This window comes from Pseudomonas sp. NPDC087336 (assembly GCF_044744285.1).
Lineage (GTDB): Bacteria > Pseudomonadota > Gammaproteobacteria > Pseudomonadales > Pseudomonadaceae > Aquipseudomonas.
In genome coordinates, this window is record NZ_JBIUYA010000008.1 from 1 (window position 1) to 20,829 (window position 20,829).

Consider the following 20,829-nt stretch of genomic DNA (forward strand, 5'->3'; position numbering starts at 1 on the left):
AATTTTGGCAATTTTGTGCCACAAGTAGAGAAGTCGGGAGCATAGCTTCGGGCATCAGATGGCGGCTTGGAATGTGGGGTTCATGGAGCGGATACGGTCCATCGCCTTGCCGATCGTGTGTTTACAGCGAAACTCGATACCGTACTGCGCGCGTTCCAGCAGCGGCGCCAGGCTCCTGAGTTCGGCGAACACCTGGTAACCGCTGTCGAACAGCTCGTCGGTGAAGTTGACCAGCATGTCGCGCTTGGGCACCACCTCATCTTCGGCCACCTGGCTGATCCAGTTGTGTGGCAGGTTGGGGCCCGTGAGAAACAGGGTTTGCGGATAGAAATTGCCGATGTAGTCGCCAATGAATACCTTGCCTGAACTGGCGACGATCAGGTGCAGTTCGTATTCCTTGTGAAAATGCCAGCGTACCAGGGGGCAGGGGAAGCCGTGCTGGCGATAGATGATGGACAGCCCGTTATGGTCGTCCATCAGTTCATAGGAAGGATCGGTGACTTTGGCGGTTCGGGTCATGTCAGCGCACTTTTTATTGTCATTGCACCTTGATCATGCCTCTTTCCAGGCCTGCAATGCCAGCTTGCAACGCTCCGCCGTCCCGCTGGTGCCCGAGCATGTAAAGCAGGGACGTAGACCGCTTGGGTGCGAGTGCTTACAGTGGGTTTCGGTTTTTTGCTTCAATCCACTGCGCCATATATTGGGTACTTTTATTGTGGTGGTGGCGTAACATGCTGCCGGTGAAGTTATCCCTCCTAAGTTGCAACAAGTTGCGCTGGCAATACAGTAGTTTTTCTATCAGTGCCTGGCCATGTATCGATCGTTGATAACGATCGCTCAGGAGCGTCTGTCCAAAAGCCTGGGCGTCTTTCCAGCATGATTCATCCTTGTAGAGCTGAACCGCACTATGGGCGAACGCTTGTGCTGTTTGGGCGATGTCGCCCGGCCACGGGTGTTCGCCGTACATGGCTTCGGCACCTATCGGTGTGGTGACACAGGGCGTTCCACAGAGCATGGCATCGACAATTTTGCCTTTGATGCCCGCACCAAATCGCAAAGGTGCCAGGCAAACCCGTGCCGCCGACATGACCTGCAATGCATCCTCTGCCCAGTTCATGACATGAAAACCTTGCGCCGCATTGTGCAGGGCCGTGGCTTTAGGTGGCGTGTAGGCACCGTAGATATGCAATTGGGCATTGGGCAGTCGTTCGCGGATCAACGGCCAGATGGTCGTTTTCATCCAAAGCACCGCATCCCAGTTCGGTGCATGTCGAAAATTACCGATGCTGATAAAGTGTGCACGATCTTCAAACGCGGCCGGCGGCACGCAGGGCGGTTCGACCATCAGCGGACACCAGTGCAGCAAGTTGCGCGGCATGTTGAACTGTTCGACCAGTAACTCGATTTCCACTTCAGAGATCATCAGGTTCAAATCGCAACGATACAGCGCGGCAATTTCACGTTTCGCCAGGTCGGTATCAGCCATCAATTCGAATTCTTCGCGCAACGCGATGGCGAACAGTTCGTTGAAATCATTGTTGTCGTCACTGGCCTTCAAACGGTCCTTGAGTCGCTGATGCCTAGCGTGCCGCAAGCTTTGCAAATCCGAGGTTTCAAGCACCCGCAACGCGTCAGGACAGTGCTTCTCTACACGCCAGCCAAACTGTTCCTCCATCATGAACTGATCGAACAGCACCATATCTGGAGCCAGTTCGCGGACGAAGTCGTCGAAACTGCTGTTGTTCAATTCGATCGGTACTTCACGAATACCCAGGGTTGTCAGGTCAGCCCGATGCTCTCCGGTACCGGCGGGGCTGCTGAACGTAATGTCCCACCCCTGCTGCAAGAACGTCTCGAGAATTTGCAGCATATGCCCACTGGCTGCCGAAGAGCGAGGCTCGGGCCAGACGTAACCAATGACCAGGATTTTGGTTGCGTGGGGCAGGGTCATTGTTGTTCCTTCGGGCAGGTTATCGGGTAGAAATCGAGAGGGCGCAATTAAACCACAGGTGGGACGATACTGAGTGAAACCCCGCCGCCGCGGGTCGCCCTGCGGCAGCGGTCCTTGAAGTATACCGGCGGGTATTTGCCGGGAATCGCTGGCGCATGACCGGAGGCGAGGTTCAACAAAGGGCCTACGTCAAGTTGTTGTGCGCCAGGTTGATTCGCGCCGCCCGTAGGCACCCACTCCTGTTGCAAATCACGCGAGTTGAATAATTCCGCTTATCTCCTTGTAATTTGTTATCTTGCCCCCTCGCGCCAAATTGGAGTTCAGCGAGAGTTGATACCAATCGTTCGCTTGTTTGCAGATCAATACATCCGTTGCCTGAAACAGTTCACCAATACCTTCCAGACGTGCAATTTTCACATCCGCAATGTTCAAGGACTTTACTGCGTTAAGCGCATCGAGCGTTCCGCTTATGGAGCGAATTTGTCGGGTGGCTTTTTCGGAGGTATTGACGCCTTGTCCAGTGATGAGTAACACGCCGTTTTTAGTGAGATTTCCGCCTTTTTTCATGAGGCTTGACACATTATCCAGCGGGTTGACCAAGCTCAATGCAAAACTGCCACTGAGTCTGACCAGTTTCACGGATTTCGAAAGAAGACTCCCGGATTTCAAGGCGACGCTCGCAAATTTTGACGCGACGCCCGCTGCAGCGCCCACAACCGCCAGCGCGTCGAGTGCGCATCCAACAACTCCGGATGCCTCGCGGTCAGGATCACCCGACGTCAGATCTTCGATGCAGCCCTTGAACGGGATAATTAAATTAAGAACCAGGTCAATATTTTCTTTGGTGTTCTGCCTGGCAGCCTCAAGGGGCGCTACACCATAACCGGTATCGTAAAGTTCTTCGTAGGTGGCCGGCGGGAAATGTTCAAGTAAAGTTCTTACAGTTTTGTTGGTTCTTTGGGAGAAGAAGGTTTCAAGTTGACTTCTGGTGCTGGGGGAACCCGGTGGGGCTTCATTTGATTGCCATAGTTTTTCGACGACCAGTTTATGGGTGACGCCCCTGACGGGCGCCGTCCCCTTCAGGTACGCGTCAATGTCCAAGGGCCAATCAAGGGCTTGCGCCTGCCATTGCATCTGGTCTTTATCAGCCCAAAGGCTGGGGTCGAAATATTCAATCGAGGTGGTCAGGAAAATATCGCCCAGGTCCTGGCGGCTGAAGCACTCGGCTCGCAGCGTAAACAGTTCGTAGTAATATTTCTGAGCGTCGTGCTCTGCGCATATGATGACACCATAGCGCCCCCTGTATTTATCCCTCAGTCGTTGTGTCTCTTTCGTTGCATGATCAGAAAATTTTTCGCGGACTGTGTAAAAGCTGAGAACGCCATACTCCAGTCGAATTCGATCTGTTTCAGGCATTTTTGACAGGGCGAGCTTTAGTGCGGTGACTGTACCTTGCTGTATTTTTTCATAATAGTCGCTGAATAAGTGGGCGTATAATACTTGAACATTTCGAAGTTTGTAGACGTGGGGGCTGGCCCATGGCATTCCGTCATTATATCCAAGGGTGTAGATATTTGCAGATATGTCTGTCCCGGTCCAGCCCTGATGCATCAAATCGCCGGACATGTATAACTCATGAATCGATATTGCTTTGTTTCTTGGCAGTTCCGTGTGTCCGAAATGTTTGTTGGTAAAGTAGCCACCATCCGGAATGGCTCTTTTAAGCTCGGTCAAGGCGACTTCTTCGCGCGTCGGAAGTGGCGTGTTAAACGCATTGCTGCATTGTTCCAAGGCTTCTGTATATTGATTGTAGTGAGTTTCGGTGGTGTAGAAGTTATCAGTGGTGTATTCGCCTTCAGGGCTGTAGGGGATCAGCCCATTGACGGCGCCCCAGTTAAGCATGTGCGTTATAATGTCTAGCCCGAAGAGTTGCTCAAGTTGCTGGTCGAATGGCCCTAAGTCCGCGTAACACTGTACTTGTTCGTAGGTCATCGCACGTGATGACCCCGGGGCAATGGTTTCGATCTTTGCGACAGCAAAGCTGTGCACGACCCACGCAGGCGAGCTGATTGTCATACTCTCCGGAATTTCTTTTACAAGGTATTCAGGCGCCTCATCAGCTACAAGAATATGCACCGCCAAGGGAGCTGCTTTGGCGTCAATGATGCCGTTGGCGACAATATGTTTTTCCAGATTCAGTAAAATTTGCGCAGGGTGCAGATCCGCGTTTGCCGGTTGGTAAAGTGCGTAGCCCAGTACACGACCTTTGCTTTCAATCTCACCTATGTTCGGATCGATGTTCACTACGATAGCTGCCATGAGGAGCTGTCGTAGATCCTCATGGCAAGGTGAGTCATCCGAGTCTGTTCCGTACCACTCCAACGCTTCAAGGCAGTCCTGCGCGAGATTTGAACCGATCATGCCTTCCATGAAATCGTTGATGAATTGAGCTGGGTCGTTCTTCAGATCGACCTGTGAGTAGGTGTTTTGCTCGACCAACCTATTCAGTAATTGGCCCGTATCGCTTAGCCCAAACGTTGTCGTCGTGTTTTTGATTTTTTCGCGCTGGACAAGAGTCAATGCGGTCGGGGAAATTTCCGGGTCTTTAAGGATGTCGTAATACTTTCCTGTTCCTGATAATGCAGGACGTTCTTTCTTGAAGAAATCCATGAGGTTTGCAAGCTGCTGAGCCGTAGATGGCATGGGGTGCCCATAAAATCTGATCCACTGTTCAACGTTGATCTGGTCGCAGCTGTATATGAAACCACCGGCGTTGTTCGCGTATTCGCTGAGCTCGTCCAGGTGTTGATTGAGGGTTTCATTCTCCTTCAGAAGGTCGTCAATATGCATGGGCGTGCCATCGACTATGATATGTAGCTCTTTGTTTGAATTACACACGTATGTGGTGCGTTCGGGCAGGCTGGATAATTCTTCCAGGCTTAGGAATTCGTCGCTCTTCAACAGTTCATTGAACTTGGCTTGCCCCGCTCGATGAGCCAGTTCTAGCGAGCTGTCAGGGGTGGTGGGGATAAGCAAGTTTGAAAGTTTGAATTCGGCATTGGCGTCGGGGAGATTGTTTACATATTCTTCCAGTGACTCGGTGATGAATTTTTTCTCTGCTTTGTTGAACGCCAGCAAGGCGCGAATGTCGGACTCAAGGTTGTCGAATGTTGATATTTTTCGATAATCATATCTAAGGGTGTTCATCAATAAATCCTTTTTCTGATGATTGCGCAGGTCTGCGCGGGTTTATGAAATAAAAGGTGGCTGTTGGTTGTGATTGATGCCTATGAAATTTTCGATGCAGAGTAGGGCTGGCGACATAAAGATGGCCAGAGGGTATGTTGTGCTTTTTGTTTCCTTGAGGTGCTGGATGTTAAAGCGGCCAGGTGTCTGGCCGGCTATAGCAAAGTTATCAACGCTAAGCGGATATTCATTTGCGCAGGATTGCAAGTGGATCAGCCAAGGATGCCCTTGACCTTGTCCCGCAACTGATCGATGGAAAACGGTTTGCCAATAAGATGCATGCCTTCGGGCACTTCGATGTTTTCGGCATAACCGCTGGCGAACAGGATTGGCAGGGTGGGACGCAGTTTGCGCGCCTCGTTGGCCAGTTCCCGGCCGTCCATGATCGGCAGCCCGACATCGGTCATCATCAGGTCAATGCGCTGGCCTTGGTCCTTGAGGAACTCCAGCGCCTTTTCACTGCCATCCGCCTCCAGGACCTTGAACTCCAATTCCTCGAGTACGTCGATAATCAACATGCGCACGATGGCATCGTCTTCGACGACGAGGAGGGAGGGGGCGTTGGCGCTCATGATGGTGTTCTCTGAAGGGTGGGTGGGTTTTTCGCCGTTCAGAATCGCCGGCTCTCTTGCATGAGTAAGTGACGGGTCCCTACAAGTTCCCCATAGGCTATAAAAAGAAGGGGCGGCACGCGTATGGGCAAAGGATAACCGCTGCGTAGTGCATTTTGCGGCCAACCCTGTGAGAAAATTCGATCAGTGCATCAGTTTTGGGGCAAACTCCTTGGTTTCATCCGTTCAACAAGGCTTGACTATGACCTCTGAGTCTTCGGTTGATGAGCAGCGATTTCGCAAGCTCCTGAGCCGCAACATCGGCCTGCCGCTGGGCGTCGGTGCCATCAGTGCGGTTTTCTTCGTAGCGCTGATCACTTACTTGCTGTCGACGATCCAGTGGGTCGAGCACACCGACCGGGTGATCAATAACGCCAATGAGGCGGTCAAGCTGACGGTCGACCTGGAAACCGGCATGCGCGGTTACCTGCTCACCAGCGATGATAAATTTCTCGAACCCTATGAAACGGCCAAGCCACGCATCGCGGTCGTGCTCAGGACCTTGCTCGAACTGACCGCCGACAACCCGGTCCAGACCGACCGCTTGCACAGGCTCGAATCCCTGCAGCAGGAGTGGGCCGGTTACGCGCAATCGATGATCGAGTTGCAGCGCAGCAACGGTGACTACCGTGGGGCGGTCAGGGCCGGCAAAGGCAAGCGCCTGACCGATGAGATCCGCAAGCAGTACGAAGACGTGATCGACATGGAGCAGCAGTTGCGCGCCACGCGTAACGAGGAAGTGCGACGCACCACGATCTGGAGCATCACCCTTTATCTGTTGTTCATTGCCGGTATCAGCGGGTTGCTGGCGTACATCGGCCGCCGCGACCTGGTCAACCTGTCGCAAAGGTACGCAGGGACCCTGGCGGCGCAACAGGCCAGTGCCCAGCGGCTGGAGCAACAGGCCTGGCTGCGCAATGGCCAGACCCAACTGGCCGAGCAAGTGTTGGGGCAACTGTCGCTCAACTTGCTGGGGCGCAACATCCTGCAGTTCTGCGCGCAGTACCTGGGCACTGCCGTGGCGGCCATTTATGTGCGCGAAGAGCACGGCGGCCTGCGCCGCGTGGCGTCCTACGGGCTTTCCCGCGAGCAGCAGGAGCGTGAGCAGCAGATCTACAGTGACGAAGGCATTGTCGGCCAAGTGGCGCAACAGGCCCGGCTGATTCGCCTGGACGATGTGCCCGGCGACTATTTCAAGGTCAGTTCCGGTCTGGGCGAAGGTTTGCCGCGCAGCGTGCTGGTGGTGCCGACCAGCGACGACGAGCGGGTCAATGGCGTCATCGAGCTGGGTTTCCTGCGCCCGCTGACCGACCGTGATATCGATTTGCTGGAACTCATTGCCGGCAATATCGGTACCTCCATCGAGGCGGCGCGTTATCGCCAGCGTTTGCAGGAAGTGCTCGCCGAAACCCAGCAACTCAACGAAGAGCTGCAGGTGCAGCAGGAAGAGCTCAAGACCGCCAACGAAGAGCTTGAAGAACAATCAAGGGTGCTCAAGGAATCCCAGGCACACCTGGAAACCCAGCAGGTCGAGCTGGAACAGACCAACGAACAACTCGCCGAACAGACCCAGGTACTGGCCAAACAACGCGATGCCATGGACCTGAAGAACATCGAGCTCAATCAGGCCCAAGCCCAGCTCGAAGAACGCGCTGAAGAATTGCAACGTTCGAGCAAATACAAGTCCGAATTCCTCGCCAACATGTCCCACGAGCTGCGCACGCCGTTGAACAGCTCGCTGATCCTGGCCAAGCTACTGGCGGAAAACCCGCAGGAAAACCTGAGTGCCGAACAGGTCAAGTTCGCCGAGTCGATCTATTCGGCCGGCAACGACCTGCTCAACCTGATCAACGACATTCTCGATATTTCCAAGGTCGAAGCCGGCAAACTGGAGATACGCCCGGAAAACACCAGTGTGGCGCGCCTGGTGGACGGCTTGCGCGGGATGTTCCAGCCATTGGCGGCGGACAAGCAGCTGGACTTCCAGGTCGAGTTGCAGGACGGTGCGCCAACCATGATGTACACCGATCGCCAGCGCGTGGAGCAGATCATCAAGAACCTGCTGTCCAACGCCGTGAAGTTCACCGAGAAAGGCCAGGTCGCCCTGACCGTGACGGCGGCGCCGAATGACGGCATTGCCTTTATCGTCAGCGATTCGGGGATCGGTATTGCCGACGATCAACAGGAAAGCATTTTCGAAGCCTTTCGCCAGGCCGACGGCACCACCAATCGTCGTTACGGCGGCACCGGGCTGGGCCTGTCGATTTCCCGCGACCTGGCCGCGCTGCTCGGCGGCTCGATCAATGTGGCCAGCACGCCGGGGCAGGGCAGCCGATTCAGCCTGGTCCTGCCGCAGCAATACGTCGAGCCGGGCGACGAGCCAGTGGCGCCGTTGCGCGCCTTGCCGGCCCTCACGCCAACCCAGGCCACGCCCAGCGCGATTGCGCCAGCGGTGGTCCAGGAGAGTGCGCGGTTCGCCGATGACCGCCTCAAGGCACCTTTCACCGCGCGGTGTATCCTGGTGGTGGAGGACGAGCCGAATTTTGCGCACATCCTCTATGACCTCGCCCATGAACTGGGTTACCAGTGCCTGGTGGCCCACGGTGCCGACGAAGGCTACGACCTGGCCAGGCAGTTCATTCCCGACGCCATCCTGCTGGACATGCGCCTGCCGGATCACTCTGGGCTGACGGTGCTGCAACGCCTGAAGGAACACGCCGAGACCCGGCATATTCCGGTGCATGTGATTTCGGTCGAAGACCGGGTCGAAGCGGCCATGCACATGGGGGCCATCGGTTATGCGGTCAAGCCGACCACCCGCGAAGAGCTCAAGGACGTGTTCGCGCGCCTTGAAGCCAAGCTGACCCAGAAGGTCAAGCGCGTGTTGCTGGTCGAGGACGACGACTTGCAGCGCGAGAGCATTTCCCGGCTGATCGGCGATGATGACATAGAGATCACCGCCGTTGGCCTGGCGCAGGACGCCCTGGCCTTGCTGCGCACCACCGTGTTCGATTGCATGATCATCGACCTCAAGCTGCCGGACATGCTTGGCAACGACCTGCTCAAGCGCATGTCCACCGAAGACATCTGCTCGTTTCCGCCGGTGATCGTCTATACCGGGCGCAACCTGACCCGGGACGAAGAGGCCGAACTGCACCGGTATTCGCGCTCGATCATCATCAAGGGCGCGCGCTCTCCCGAGCGCCTGCTGGACGAAGTGACACTTTTTCTGCACAAAGTCGAATCGCGGTTGTCCCATGACCGGCAGAAGATGCTCAAGACCGCCCGCAGCCGCGACAAGGTGTTCGAGGGGCGCAAGGTGCTGCTGGTGGACGACGACGTGCGCAACATCTTCGCCCTCACCAGTGCGCTGGAGCAAAAGGGCGCGGTCGTGGTCATTGGCCGTAACGGACGTGAAGCGATCGAGCGATTGAATGAATTCGAAGACATCGATCTGGTGTTGATGGACGTGATGATGCCGGAAATGGATGGTTTCGCAGCCACCACCTTGATCCGCAAGGAGGCGCGCTGGCGCAAACTGCCGATCATCGCGGTGACGGCCAAGGCCATGAAGGACGATCAGGAGCGCTGCCTGCAGGCCGGCGCCAACGATTACCTGGCCAAGCCCATCGACCTCGATCGCCTGTTCTCGCTGATTCGCGTGTGGTTACCGAAGATGGAACGTATTTAAGTGCAGAGCGATTATTCAGGGGAGCGAAGCAGCGAAATCGAATTGCGCTTGTTGATCGAGGCGATCTACCTCAAGTACAGCTACGATTTTCGCGATTACTCCGGTGCATCGATCAAGCGCCGGGTGACGCATGCCTTGAGCCAGTTCGAGTGCAACACCATCTCGGCGTTGCAGGAAAAGGTCCTGCACGACCCGACGGCGTTCATGCAGTTGCTGCAATTGCTGACGATTCCGGTCAGTGAAATGTTTCGCGACCCCTCACACTTCCTGGCTATCCGCCGCGAGGTGGTGCCGTTGCTCAAGACCTACCCGTCGATCAAGATCTGGATCGCGGGGTGCAGCACCGGTGAAGAAGTCTATTCGATGGCCATCCTGCTGCGTGAAGAAGGCCTGCTCGAGCGCACCATTATCTACGCCACCGATATCAATCCGCGTTCGCTGGAAAAAGCCAAGCAGGGGATTTTCTCCATGGAGAATGTCCGCGCCTACACTTCAAACTACCAGCAGGCCGGGGGCAAGTGCTCCTTTGCCGACTACTACACGGCAGCCTATGGGTACGCGATTTTCGACAAGTCGCTGTGCGAAAACGTCACTTTTGCCGATCACAGCCTGGCAACGGACAGCGTATTTTCAGAAACTCAATTAATTTCATGCCGTAATGTATTGATTTATTTCAATAAAAAGCTCCAGGATCGTGCCTTCGGATTGTTTCATGAGTCGCTTTGCCACCGCGGCTTCCTGGTGCTGGGCAGCAAGGAAACCCCGGATTTTTCAGCCTTCGGCAACCAGTTCACGCCGTTGGTCAAACAAGAACGGATCTACCGCAAATCATGAACAGCGCAACGGGTTTACCTTCCATAGAAGCGATTGTGATCGGCGCATCGGCTGGCGGAGTTGAGGCGCTGCTCAACATCCTAGGTCCCCTGCGTGTGGGGTTCGGATTGCCGATCATCGTGGTCCTGCACCTGCCGGACGAGCGGCGCAGCCACTTGGCGGAAGTCTTCGCCCGGCGTGTGTCGCTGCCGGTCCTGGAGGCCATGGACAAGACCCCGGTGCAAGCCGGAACCCTGTATTTCGCCACGCCTGGGTATCACTTGTCGGTTGAGCAGGACCGCAGCTTTTCCCTGAGCCTGGAGGACCGTGTGCATCACTCGCGGCCGGCCATCGATTACCTGTTCGAATCCGCCGCCGATGCCTACGGCCCGCACCTGGCTGCGGTGTTGCTGACCGGTGCCAACCCGGATGGCGCCAAGGGCATGTCTCAGGTCATGCGGCGTGGCGGGCTGACCATCGTCCAGGACCCGGACGACGCCCAGGTCGCGACCATGCCCCAGGCGGCGCTGGATATTCTGCAACCCGATCACATACTCCCCATACGCGGCATCGGCCGCTTGCTTGTCGAGCTGGAACGAATCGCATGCTAAGTAATATCCAGGCCAAACTGCTGATCGTCGACGATCTGCCAGAAAACCTATTGGCACTTGAAGCGCTGATCAAGCGCGAAGATCGCATCGTCTACAAGGCACTGTCGGCTGACGAAGCCTTGTCGTTGTTGTTGCAGCACGAATTCGCCATGGCCATCCTCGACGTGCAGATGCCCGGCATGAATGGCTTCGAGCTGGCCGAGTTGATGCGTGGCACGGAAAAGACCAGGAACATCCCGATCGTGTTCGTCAGCGCCGCCGGTCGCGAACTGAACTACGCGTTCAAAGGGTACGAAAGCGGCGCCGTCGATTTCCTGCACAAGCCCCTGGATATCCAGGCGGTCAAGAGCAAGGTCAATGTCTTCGTCGACCTCTATCGCCAGAGCAAGGCCATGAAGCAGCAGGTCCAAGCGCTGGAGCAGAGTCGCCGGGAGCAGGAAGCGCTGCTCAAGCAGTTGCGCAGTACCCAGCTTGAGCTGGAGCAGGCGGTGCGCATGCGCGATGACTTCATGTCCATCGTTGCCCATGAAGTACGCACGCCGCTCAACGGTTTGATTCTTGAAACCCAGTTGCGCAAGATGCACCTGGCCCGGGACAACGCCGCCGCCTTCACCCTGGACAAGATGCACGCCATGGTCGATCGCGACGAACGGCAGATCAAAAGCCTGATCCGCCTGATCGAAGACATGCTCGATGTGTCACGCATTCGTACCGGCAAGTTGTCGATCCGCCCGACACACTTTGATCTGGCGGCGCTGGTTCGCGGTTTACTGCACAATTTTGCCCAACAGATCGAAGCCGCCGAGGCGTCGGTCAGCCTGGATGCCGAGCAACCGGTGATGGGCGATTGGGACGAATTTCGCATTGAACAGGTGATTTCCAACCTGCTGACCAACGCCCTGCGTTACGGCGCCAAGAGCCCGATCTCGCTGAAGGTGTACAGTGAGAACAATGAAGCGCGGGTGGAAGTCCGTGATTACGGAATTGGCATCAGTGAAGAGAACCAGCAACGGATATTCCAGCAATTCGAGCGCGTCTCGGCCAACCATGTCGCCGCCGGGCTGGGCTTGGGGTTGTTTATTTCCGAACAGATAGTTGCCGCCCATGGCGGTACCATTACCGTCGAGAGCCGGATTGGCGAAGGCGCCCTGTTTCGCGTTTGTCTGCCGCTGTAGGAAAACAGTGCGATAAACGCAACCTCTGATCGACCCCGGGGTCGTATTCAGCAGCTATTGACCGAACAAAGGCTTCCCATGAGTGAAGATGCACAAGATGTAGTCCTCGTCGTCGAGGACGACCCCTCGATCCTGATGGTGCTGTCGGCCTACCTGTCGGGCGAGGGCTACCGGGTGCTGCAGGCCGAAAACGGCGAGCAGGCCTTCGAGATTCTCGCCAGCAAACCCCACCTGGACATGATGATCACCGACTTCCGACTGCCCGGCGGGATCTCCGGCGTGCAGATCGCCGAGCCCGCGGTGAAACTGCGGCCCGAGCTCAAGGTGATTTTCATCAGTGGCTACGCTCAGGAAATCCGCGAAACGGACAGCCCGATCACCCGCAAGGCACCGATTCTGGACAAGCCATTCGATCTGGAAAAGTTGCAGGAACTGATGCAGGAAATGCTGTCCTGACCCCTTGTAGGAGCTGGCTTGCCAGCGAAGCTTTTGGCGCCCATGAGGACGTCTTCGCCGGCAAGCCGGCTCCTACAGATTGAACTGGCCCCTTGTAGGAGCTGGCTTGCCAGCGAAGCTTTTGGCGCCCATGAGTACGCCTTCGCCGGCAAGCCGGCTCCTACAGATTGAACTGGCCCCTTGTAGGAGCTGGCTTGCCAGCGAAGCTTTTGGCGCCCATGAGGACGTCTTCGCCGGCAAGCCGGCTCCTACAGATAGAACTGGCCCCTTGTAGGAGCTGGCTTGCCAGCGAAGCTTTTGGCGCCCATGAGTACGCCTTCGCCGGCAAGCCGGCTCCTACAGGCGAATCATCTCCTGCACCTTGGCCGTCAACAGATCGAAGGTAAACGGCTTGGTGATCATCTGCATGCCCGGATCCAGGAATCCGCCGCGCACCGCCGCATGTTCGGCATACCCGGTAATGAACAAGACCCTCAGCTCCGGCCGCAGTTGCCGGCCGATTTCCGCCAGTTGCCGACCATTCATGCCAGGCAGGCCGACGTCGCTGATCAGCAGGTCGATGCGCTGGGTCGAGTCGAGGATCGGCATCGCACTGTCGGCATCGCTGGCCTCGATAAAGGCATACCCCAGATCCCCCAGTACGTTGCTGACCAATAACCGTACCGCCGGATCGTCCTCGACGATCAGCACGGTCTCGCCATTTTGCGCGTAAGGCGCATGTTCGATGTCGATCGGGTTGTCCTGGGGCAGGTCGCCGCCAAAACGCGGCAAATACAGGTTCACCGTGGTGCCTTGGCCGACTTCGCTTTGAATGGCGACATGCCCGTTCGATTGCTTGCTGAAACCATAGATCATCGATAAGCCCAGGCCCGTGCCCTGGCCGATGGGTTTGGTGGTAAAGAACGGGTCGAAGGCTCTATTGATCGTGCTTTGGGGCATACCGCAGCCATTGTCGGTGACGCTCAGTACCACATAGTCGCCTGGCGCGAGGTTACCGTGGGGCCTGGTGAAATCGGCGTCCAACTTGCGGTTCGAGGTCTGCACCAACAGTTTTCCACCATCAGGCATGGCGTCGCGGGCGTTGATGACCAGGTTGAGCAGGGCGCTTTCCAGTTGGTTGGGGTCGGCTTCGGCGACCCATAGCTGCTCGTTCAACTGCATGTCCAGGTCAATGCTTTCGTTGATGCTGCGTTGCAGCAGCTCGCCCATGGAAATCACCAGGTTATTCATATCCACGGGCTTGGAGTCGAGCGACTGGCGACGGGAGAACGCCAGGAGACGGTGGGTGAGGCTCGCCGCACGATTGGCGGACGTCACGCCGAGGTCGATCAGGCTGTCCAGATCCTCTGTGCGCCCACGGGCCAGGCGCCGGCGCAACAACTCCAGGCTGCCGATGATGCCGGTCAGCATGTTGTTGAAGTCATGGGCGATGCCACCGGTGAGTTGGCCGACCGCTTCCATTTTTTGCGACTGGCGCAGTACCTCCTCGTTGTGGCGCAGCTGCGCGGTGCGCTCTTCGACCTGTTGCTCCAGGGTCTCGAGGGTGTTCTGCAGGCGCAGTTCACTCATGCTCAAGTCCACCAACCGATCCCTGGCTTCATACTGTCGCCTTCGACCGCGCAGGGCCGCAGTGACCATGCTGATCAAGGTTTCCGGGTGGAAGGGGCGTTCAAGGAACGTGACGTTACCCAGCAGAGGGCCAAAACGTGACGCCGGGTTATGCTCCGGGCCACCATGGTGAGTCAGCAACACGATCGGCAGATCCGACCATGCCGGTTGCTGCTCGATCAGCACCAGCAGCGGCTCAAGATCGCTGCGCAGCAAGGCCTCGCTGGACATGAGCAACAGGCCGGCGCCTTGCTGCAGTTCGTGGCAAAGCCCCGCCAGGTCCTTACTGACGACCCCGCCGAAGCCCGCCTCGTTGAGCAAGGTCAAGGCGATCTGGCTGTCACGCCCCAGGGGGGCAAGAATGATCGCACGCTCGCATGTTGCTTGATTGACTGTCACGGTGTCTCATCCCTGAGCAGGGGATTGCTCGCGCCCAGGTAGGTCGGCACGCCGCGCAATACGCCCTGGAAGGTTTCCAGCGGCTCGCCAATGGTCATGCCGTTGGAACTGATCTTGTACTCGCGGATGGTCGATTCATGGCTACCGGTACGTTTCTTGATGATCGAAATGGCTCGCCGTACCTTGCCCAGGGCTTCGAAGTAGCGCAACAGAATGACCGTATCGGCCAGGTAGGTGATGTCCACCGGGGTCTGCATGTCACCGACCAGGCCATGCTGGGCGACAGTCATGAAGGTCGCTGCGCCTTTGCGATTGAGGTACAGCAGCAGCTCGTGCATGTGCAGCACCAGGGCGTTTTCTTCCGGCATCGCCGCTTGATAGCCGTTGATACTGTCGATCACCACGGTCTTGATGTCGCCCTCATCGACACAGCGACGAACCCGGTGGGAGAACTCGCCGGGGGATAGTTCAGCGGCGTCCACTTGCTCGATCAGCAAATTGCCGCTGTCTTGCAGCGCACTCAGGTCGATCCCGATGTTCTTCATGCGTGCGAACAGCAGGCCCAGCTCCTCATCGAAGATGAACAGTGCGGCTTTTTCGCCTCGGCTCACGGCCGCGGCGGCGAAAATCATCGAGATCAGCGACTTGCCAGTGCCAGCCGGGCCGAGGATCAGCGTGCTGGAGCCTGTCTCGATACCGCCGCCGAGCAGCGCATCCATTTCGCGGATGCCGCTGGTCAACTGTTGGCGCAGGTAGTCCCCACGGTGTTCGGCGGCCACCAGGCGCGGGAACACGTGTACGCCGTCGCTCATGATGGTGAAATCATGAAAGCCGCCGCGGTACTTCTGGCCACGGTATTTCACCACACGGACGCGTCGGCGCTCGGCGCCATAGTTGGGCGTCAGTTCCTCCAGGCGAATCACGCCGTGGGCCACGCTGTGCACGGTCTTGTCCAAAGATTCGGTGGTCAGGTCGTCGAGCAGCAGCACCGTGGCCTCGTAGCGCACGAAATAGTGCTTGATGGCGAGGATCTGCCGGCGATAGCGCAGCGAGCTTTGCGCCAGCAGGCGAATCTCGGAAAGGCTGTCGAGCACCACGCGGGTCGGCCTGACGCGTTCGACCACTTCAAAGATCTGTTTGGTGGCCTCACCCAGTTCCAGGTCCGAGGAGTACAGCAGCGATTGCTGGTGCTCGGCAGTCAGCAGGCTTTCGGGGGGCGTCAGTTCGAAGATATGGACGTTATCGTCCAGCTCCCAGCCATGGGAGCGCGCACCCTGACGCAATTCGCGTTCGGTTTCGGACAGGGTGATGTACAACGAGCGCTCGCCGGCTTGGGCGCCGGCCAGCAAAAAGTGCAGGGCGACCGTGGTTTTGCCGGTTCCGGGTTCGCCCTCAAGCAAAAACACATGGCCGCGGGACAGTCCGCCATCGAGGATGTCATCGAGACCATCAATCCCTGTGGCGGCTTTTAGGCTGGTCAACTCGTTGAGTGTAGTCAAAAAATGCCCTCTCATGACTAGGGGAAACGAGGCAGCTGGTGACGGGCTGCCTGTTCACTTGACCCTGGGCCATAACGAGCGTTCAACTTTTTGTAGGGAGACGTTTGGTGTACACGCCCCCTGTAGGAGCCTGGCTTGCCGGCGAACCGGACGCTGCGGTGTATCCGTTGCACCGCGTTTTCGTTCTTCGCGGGCAAGCCTCGCTCCTGCAGATGAAGGCGATCTCAGGGGCGCCTTCGCCGGCAAGCCGGCTCCTACAGCCCTTGCTGCAGGGCCGGGTCGTCAGGGTTAAGTTGTTCGAGCTGCGCCAGTAGTATCTGCACGTTCTGCAACTGTCCGCTTTCTTTCCAGTAATTGATCAGCAACACCCGCGCCCGACGATCGTTCGGGTGGCGCTGGACGATTTCCTGCAGCTGTTTCTGCGCCGCTTCCAGCTCCTGTTCGCCATGCAGCGTGGTGGCCAGGTCGTAGCGGTAATCCTTGTTGTTCGGCTCAAGCTCCACGGCCTTGGATAAACCGAGCAGGGCGAATTCGCTTTGGCCGTGATGCAGCAGCCAAAGCCCCAGTGCATGTTGCAGATAGGCCGAGTCGGGCTGGGCCTTGAGTTGTTTGGCCAACAGTTGGCGGGCGGCGTCGGCCTGGCCCTGTTTGTCCAGTACTTCGATCTGCATCACCAGCGCCGGCAGCTTGCCAGGATCGAGGCGCAACGAGTGTTCGAGCGCCTGTTGCGCCTCTTTCAATTGGGCGTTGTGCAGGTACAGCCGCGCCAGCTGGTACTGGTTGTCGGCGCTTTCAGGCGCGTTTTTCAACACCTGCTGCCAGGCGTCGATGGCCTGCTCCAGAGGGCCGAAATACAGGCCGAGATCATCGGGCGACAAGCCCAGCAGAGCATTGACGGCGGCCAGTCGCACGTTCTGCTCGCCGTCATCGAGCAACGGCCCCAGCAACAGGCTTCGCTGGCCGCTGGGCACCAGTGCGCTGATGCTTTTGATCGCTGCGATGCGGACCTCGGGCGACTCATGCTGCAAATCCGCATCCGCAAGCTTCAGCGCCACGGAGCTGGGGTAGTTGGGCAGTTCGGCATGCAGCCAGACGCGTCGCTTGGGTGAAATGTCCGGGCGGGCCAATTGCTGGTAGAGCACCCGCGCGGCCCCCGGTTGGCCGTTGCGGGCCGCATTCAGTGCTTCGCTGTAACCGCGCTTGATTGCTTCGGGGACCACCGGGGTGCTGGTGCGCAGGAACATCCAGGCAAGGCCGATGGCAAACAGGACGCAGAGGCTGATGAGCAGGTAGCGGCGGGACTGGGGCATGCAGAATCCGGAAGCTGGCAGGCTTTGGCAAAGCTGTCAGCTTCGGTCAGGCGGGGCCTTGAGTCAAACCCTGACTGCGATACGCAAACCTGTCCAGACCCCGATGCTGTGTCTACGCTTGCTGGAGTGGACTGGACGGGTGAACCCATGCAAGCGCTGCTGCAATACTTCAAGGCGATGCTCAACCCCGGGCGCGGGGTGCTGCTGTTCGCCTTGAGAACCATCGCAGCCGGGCTGTTGACCCTGTACCTGGCGTTTGTATTCGACCTCGAGCAGCCCAAGTGGTCGATCATGGCCGTGGTCATCATCAGTCAACCCTTGGCCGGCATGGTGCTGGCCCGCAGTTTCGGCCAGGTCATCGGCACCACCCTTGGGGCGGCGGTGGCCGTGGTGATCATGGCGATCTTCCCCCAGGCGCCGCTGCCTTTCATTATGACCTTGTCCCTGTGGCTGGCGCTGTGCACCGCCGGTGGCACTTTGTTGCGCTATACCAGCTCCCAGGCCTTTGTCCTCAGCGGCTACACGGCCGTGGTCGTGGGACTTCTGGCGGTGCCCGATCAGGACGCTACCTTCTTGCTGGCCGTGACCCGCGTGACCGAGACGCTGTTGGCGGTGGCCTGCGTCTGCGTGGTCAGCCTGCTGACCGCGCGCCCCGAGGCCGTGGCCAAGGAGTATTTCGACAGGATCGACCAGGTGATCAAGTTGCTGGCGACCCACGCCAGCGCCGTTATCCGCACCGAGGAAAGCGAAGCCGACTTCCACCGCCGGCAAATGCAGTTGCTGGGGCAGATCAGCGCGCTGGAGGGGGTACGTCGGCATCTGTATTACGACGCGCCGCGTTTGCGTAGCGCCGACGACCTGGTGCAGTTGCTCGGCAACCAACTGGTGCTCCTGACGGCCAGGCTCACCGCCTTGCGCCATCAGCGCGAGCTGCTGCTCGAACGCTGGGAAGGCGAGATACCCGGGGAAATACGGCAGCTGCTTGACGAAGAACTGGTCTTGCTCGATGAACTGGCCCGGCAGGGGCGCGCGATGCCGGGCGAGCAGAGGCGCCAGTTTGCTGCATTGCAACAGCGCTTCGATGCACTGGCGTACCGCTCGGAGCAACTGGTCGAGCCCTTGAAGGCCACCTTGCGCTCGCTGTCCTGGTCGTTGCGCTGGGAGCAGGCGCGCATGCTGCAGCAGCTTGAAACAATTCTGGAATTGAGCGACGTGATCCAGAGCGGGCGCAAGGCCAGCAGCGTTTTTCGCGGCCAGGCCAATCCTTTGCACCTGGATTTCACCCTGGCGACGATGAATGCCATCCGCGCTTACTGCGCACTGATGGTGGCCGGGCTGATCTGGATCGAAACCGGATGGGACGGCGCCCGGGGCGGAATGGTCGTGGTGGGGATTCTTTGCTCGCTGATGGCGACGTTTCCCCGGCCACTGCTGGCTGCCCAGAGTTTTGTCCGGGGGCTGGCGCTGGCGCTGGTGGTGTCGTCGGTGCTGCAGTTTGCACTGGTGCCGATGATCAGCAGTTTCGAGCTCCTGGCGCTGTTGCTGGCGCCATTGCTGTATGCCGTCGCGGTGGGGTTGTCCAGCCCGGCCACGACGGGTACGGGGATTGGCCTGGGGCTGATGACGTGCCTGTTGTTGGGCCCGCAAAACACCGGCATCGGGCAAAACAGCGCCATCCAGTGGTTCGAGTTTGCCGGTGCTTATGTGTGCGCCGCGACACTGGCGTTGAGTGTCTATGCCTTGATCTTTCCCTTCAGGCCAGTGCTGCGGATGCGCCGCTTGTTCAAGGAGAACTGCGAACAGGTCTACGCCTTGCTGAAAACCCCGGCCACCGATCAGAACCAGTTTGCCTTCGAGAGCCGCATGGTCGACCGCCTGACCATGATGCTGGGACTGTTACCGGCCCTGCAGGACAAGCCATCGCGCGATCTGTTCGACGTCAGCCTGGGGTGCATGGCGTTGGGGATCGCCTTGAACCAGCTGCGGCAACAGGGGCAGAACAACACGTTGCTCAGTGCGCAGTTGCAAAGTCGATTGTTCGCCACGGTACGCGAAACCGGGAGGCTGGTGGCCGGCCGGCCCGACATTGAAGTGAACGCTGTGCTCGGTCGCCTGCACGCCTTGGGCGATGAACTGGACGCGCTGCATTCCAGTGTTCATGAACACCTCTGGTCGGTGTTTCGCATGCGCGTGGCGCTGTTGATCGTGGTGTCGTTCCTGGAACGCCACCGTGGCCACTTCGAACCCGCCACTTTGCAAGGAGTACCCGAGCTTGCCCATTGATCTGGAAATAGGCGGCGTCTACCTGCCGCCGATCGCCCAGGCATTGCTGCTGGGGGTGCCGGTTTTCCTGGTGCTGGACTGGATCCTGCGGCGCTTGGGCGTGATGCAGTTCGTCTGGCATGAAGCCTTGTTCGAAGGTGCGTTGTACGTCTGCGTGTGCGCAACGTTGATCCTGGTGATGGGAGCCTGATGCCGTGAAGAGAATCCTTGCCCATCTCACCACGGTGGCGGTGGTGGTGCTGGCTTTTGTGCTCGGCTGGTTTGCCTGGGAGCACTACACCCGCGCACCCTGGACCCGCGATGCGCGGGTGCGTGCCGATGTGGTGACCTTGTCCGCCGATGTCGCGGGACGCATCGTCAGCCTCGGCGTGCAGGATAACCAGCATGTGGAGAAGGGCCAGTTGCTGCTGGAAATCGATCCTTCGCGCTACGCCCTGGCGGTAGAGCACGCCAAGCGTTCGGTGGACGTGGCGAAGGCCTCACTGGGGCAGTCCGAAGCAACCATCGTTGCCAGCCAGGCGTTGCTGCGCCAGCGGCAGAGCGAGGAGCGGCGCCGGCGCACCCTCAAGGAGCGCTCGGCCATCTCCGGTGAAGAGTGGGAAAAATCCAGCACCGATGTCTCGGTAGCCCAGGCCGACTTGCTGCGAAACCAGGCTAACCTGGGGTTTGCCCAGGCCAATGTGCAACTGGCGATCGCGGCGTTAGCCGAAGCCGAGCACGATCTGGAACGCACCCGGGTCGTATCGCCGGTCAGCGGCTACGTCACCAACCTGCTGACCCGCCAGGGCGACTACGCCACCGCAGGCGGTGCACTGGTGGCACTGGTGGACAGCGATTCGTTTTACGTCAGTGGTTATTTCGAAGAAACCAAGCTGCCGCGGATCGGGGAGGGAGATCGGGTCGACATTGAGTTGATGAGCGGCGAACGATTTGGCGGTACGGTGCAAAGCATCGCCTTTGCCATTGCCGACCGGGAAAACCTGCCGGGCGGGCGCTTGCTGGCGAACATCAACCCCAGCTACACCTGGGTCAAACTGGCGCAGCGGGTGCCGGTGCGGATACGGATTGACGACGACTACGCCGGTAAAGACAAGCTGCGAGCGGGGACAACGGCCACCGTCACCGTCCAGGAAACCCACAACTCCAAAGATCACCGCTGAACCAATGTGGGCGCAG

The 20,829-nt window shown here is 58.3% G+C and carries 14 protein-coding genes and 1 pseudogene; 8 read left to right on the forward strand and 7 right to left on the reverse strand.

What is annotated here, in order from left to right; translation table 11 throughout:
• Positions 1-102 precede the first annotated feature (102 nt).
• From ACIO0C_RS09795 to ACIO0C_RS09810, 4 genes and pseudogenes are all read right to left on the reverse strand, one after another.
• Positions 103-519 (reverse strand): annotated as a pseudogene (locus tag ACIO0C_RS09795) (cupin domain-containing protein); the annotation flags it as partial.
• A 136-nt stretch (positions 520-655) separates the two neighbouring features.
• Positions 656-1,951, reverse strand: coding sequence for a glycosyltransferase (locus ACIO0C_RS09800; RefSeq protein WP_401310928.1), 1,296 nt, complete (start codon positions 1,949-1,951; stop codon positions 656-658).
• A gap of 249 nt (positions 1,952-2,200) precedes the next feature.
• Entirely contained in the window at positions 2,201-5,158 is a 2,958-nt protein-coding gene (locus ACIO0C_RS09805; RefSeq protein WP_401310931.1) for a hypothetical protein, read from the reverse strand.
• A 251-nt stretch (positions 5,159-5,409) separates the two neighbouring features.
• Complete coding sequence (locus tag ACIO0C_RS09810) at positions 5,410-5,769, reverse strand: response regulator (protein ID WP_401310934.1); 360 nt, start codon at positions 5,767-5,769, stop codon at positions 5,410-5,412.
• Between the two features lie 241 nt (positions 5,770-6,010).
• Here ACIO0C_RS09810 and ACIO0C_RS09815 point away from each other — a divergent pair, with 241 nt between their 5' ends.
• The 5 genes from ACIO0C_RS09815 to ACIO0C_RS09835 all read left to right on the forward strand — a co-directional run bounded on the left by ACIO0C_RS09815 (position 6,011) and on the right by ACIO0C_RS09835 (position 12,554).
• Positions 6,011-9,499 carry a response regulator gene (locus ACIO0C_RS09815; protein ID WP_401310937.1) on the forward strand — a complete coding sequence of 1,163 codons (3,489 nt, stop codon included), beginning with the start codon at positions 6,011-6,013 and terminating at the stop codon, positions 9,497-9,499.
• Positions 9,500-10,333: a CheR family methyltransferase gene (locus ACIO0C_RS09820; RefSeq protein WP_401310940.1), complete on the forward strand. Its 834-nt coding sequence runs from the start codon at positions 9,500-9,502 to the stop codon at positions 10,331-10,333. It begins immediately after the preceding gene.
• A complete protein-coding gene (locus ACIO0C_RS09825) occupies positions 10,330-10,923 on the forward strand; it encodes a chemotaxis protein CheB (RefSeq protein WP_401310943.1) in 594 nt (197 codons plus the stop codon). Before ACIO0C_RS09820 ends, ACIO0C_RS09825 begins: the two co-directional genes overlap by 4 nt.
• Positions 10,917-12,098, forward strand: a complete 1,182-nt coding sequence (locus ACIO0C_RS09830; RefSeq protein ID WP_401310946.1) for an ATP-binding protein — start codon at positions 10,917-10,919, stop codon at positions 12,096-12,098. Before ACIO0C_RS09825 ends, ACIO0C_RS09830 begins: the two co-directional genes overlap by 7 nt.
• Before the next feature lie 78 nt (positions 12,099-12,176).
• A complete protein-coding gene (locus ACIO0C_RS09835) occupies positions 12,177-12,554 on the forward strand; it encodes a response regulator (RefSeq protein ID WP_401310949.1) in 378 nt (125 codons plus the stop codon).
• 336 nt (positions 12,555-12,890) lie between these two features.
• Here the strand turns inward: ACIO0C_RS09835 and ACIO0C_RS09840 are convergent, their stop codons facing one another.
• From ACIO0C_RS09840 to ACIO0C_RS09850, 3 genes are all read right to left on the reverse strand, one after another.
• The gene (locus ACIO0C_RS09840; protein ID WP_401310951.1) at positions 12,891-14,561 is read right to left on the reverse strand and encodes an ATP-binding protein; all 1,671 of its coding nucleotides are present in this window, start codon (positions 14,559-14,561) and stop codon (positions 12,891-12,893) included.
• The gene (locus tag ACIO0C_RS09845) at positions 14,558-16,060 is read right to left on the reverse strand and encodes an ATPase domain-containing protein (RefSeq protein ID WP_401310954.1); all 1,503 of its coding nucleotides are present in this window, start codon (positions 16,058-16,060) and stop codon (positions 14,558-14,560) included. Before ACIO0C_RS09845 ends, ACIO0C_RS09840 begins: the two co-directional genes overlap by 4 nt.
• Before the next feature lie 254 nt (positions 16,061-16,314).
• Positions 16,315-17,370, reverse strand: coding sequence for a tetratricopeptide repeat protein (locus ACIO0C_RS09850; protein WP_401310957.1), 1,056 nt, complete (start codon positions 17,368-17,370; stop codon positions 16,315-16,317).
• A 147-nt stretch (positions 17,371-17,517) separates the two neighbouring features.
• Here ACIO0C_RS09850 and ACIO0C_RS09855 point away from each other — a divergent pair, with 147 nt between their 5' ends.
• Genes ACIO0C_RS09855 through ACIO0C_RS09865 form a run of 3 tightly spaced genes read left to right on the forward strand, consistent with a single transcriptional unit; the run spans position 17,518 to position 20,813 of the window.
• Positions 17,518-19,653 (forward strand): FUSC family protein, encoded by a 2,136-nt coding sequence (locus ACIO0C_RS09855; protein ID WP_401310960.1) that lies wholly within the window; start codon positions 17,518-17,520, stop codon positions 19,651-19,653.
• Positions 19,643-19,843: a DUF1656 domain-containing protein gene (locus ACIO0C_RS09860; RefSeq protein ID WP_401310963.1), complete on the forward strand. Its 201-nt coding sequence runs from the start codon at positions 19,643-19,645 to the stop codon at positions 19,841-19,843. Before ACIO0C_RS09855 ends, ACIO0C_RS09860 begins: the two co-directional genes overlap by 11 nt.
• Before the next feature lie 4 nt (positions 19,844-19,847).
• Positions 19,848-20,813 (forward strand): biotin/lipoyl-binding protein, encoded by a 966-nt coding sequence (locus ACIO0C_RS09865; RefSeq protein WP_401310966.1) that lies wholly within the window; start codon positions 19,848-19,850, stop codon positions 20,811-20,813.
• Positions 20,814-20,829: the final 16 nt, after the last annotated feature.

What these genes read in the sequence shown, in the direction of transcription:
- ACIO0C_RS09830 (WP_401310946.1), top strand. Translation starts at nt 10,917, where the DNA reads ATGCTAAGTAATATCCAGGCCAAACTGCTGATCGTCGACGATCTGCCA.
- ACIO0C_RS09850 (WP_401310957.1), bottom strand. Translation starts at nt 17,370, where the DNA reads ATGCCCCAGTCCCGCCGCTACCTGCTCATCAGCCTCTGCGTCCTGTTT.
- ACIO0C_RS09810 (WP_401310934.1), bottom strand. Translation starts at nt 5,769, where the DNA reads ATGAGCGCCAACGCCCCCTCCCTCCTCGTCGTCGAAGACGATGCCATC.
- ACIO0C_RS09815 (WP_401310937.1), top strand. Translation starts at nt 6,011, where the DNA reads ATGACCTCTGAGTCTTCGGTTGATGAGCAGCGATTTCGCAAGCTCCTG.
- ACIO0C_RS09825 (WP_401310943.1), top strand. Translation starts at nt 10,330, where the DNA reads ATGAACAGCGCAACGGGTTTACCTTCCATAGAAGCGATTGTGATCGGC.
- ACIO0C_RS09800 (WP_401310928.1), bottom strand. Translation starts at nt 1,951, where the DNA reads ATGACCCTGCCCCACGCAACCAAAATCCTGGTCATTGGTTACGTCTGG.
- ACIO0C_RS09835 (WP_401310949.1), top strand. Translation starts at nt 12,177, where the DNA reads ATGAGTGAAGATGCACAAGATGTAGTCCTCGTCGTCGAGGACGACCCC.
- ACIO0C_RS09855 (WP_401310960.1), top strand. Translation starts at nt 17,518, where the DNA reads ATGCAAGCGCTGCTGCAATACTTCAAGGCGATGCTCAACCCCGGGCGC.
- ACIO0C_RS09805 (WP_401310931.1), bottom strand. Translation starts at nt 5,158, where the DNA reads ATGAACACCCTTAGATATGATTATCGAAAAATATCAACATTCGACAAC.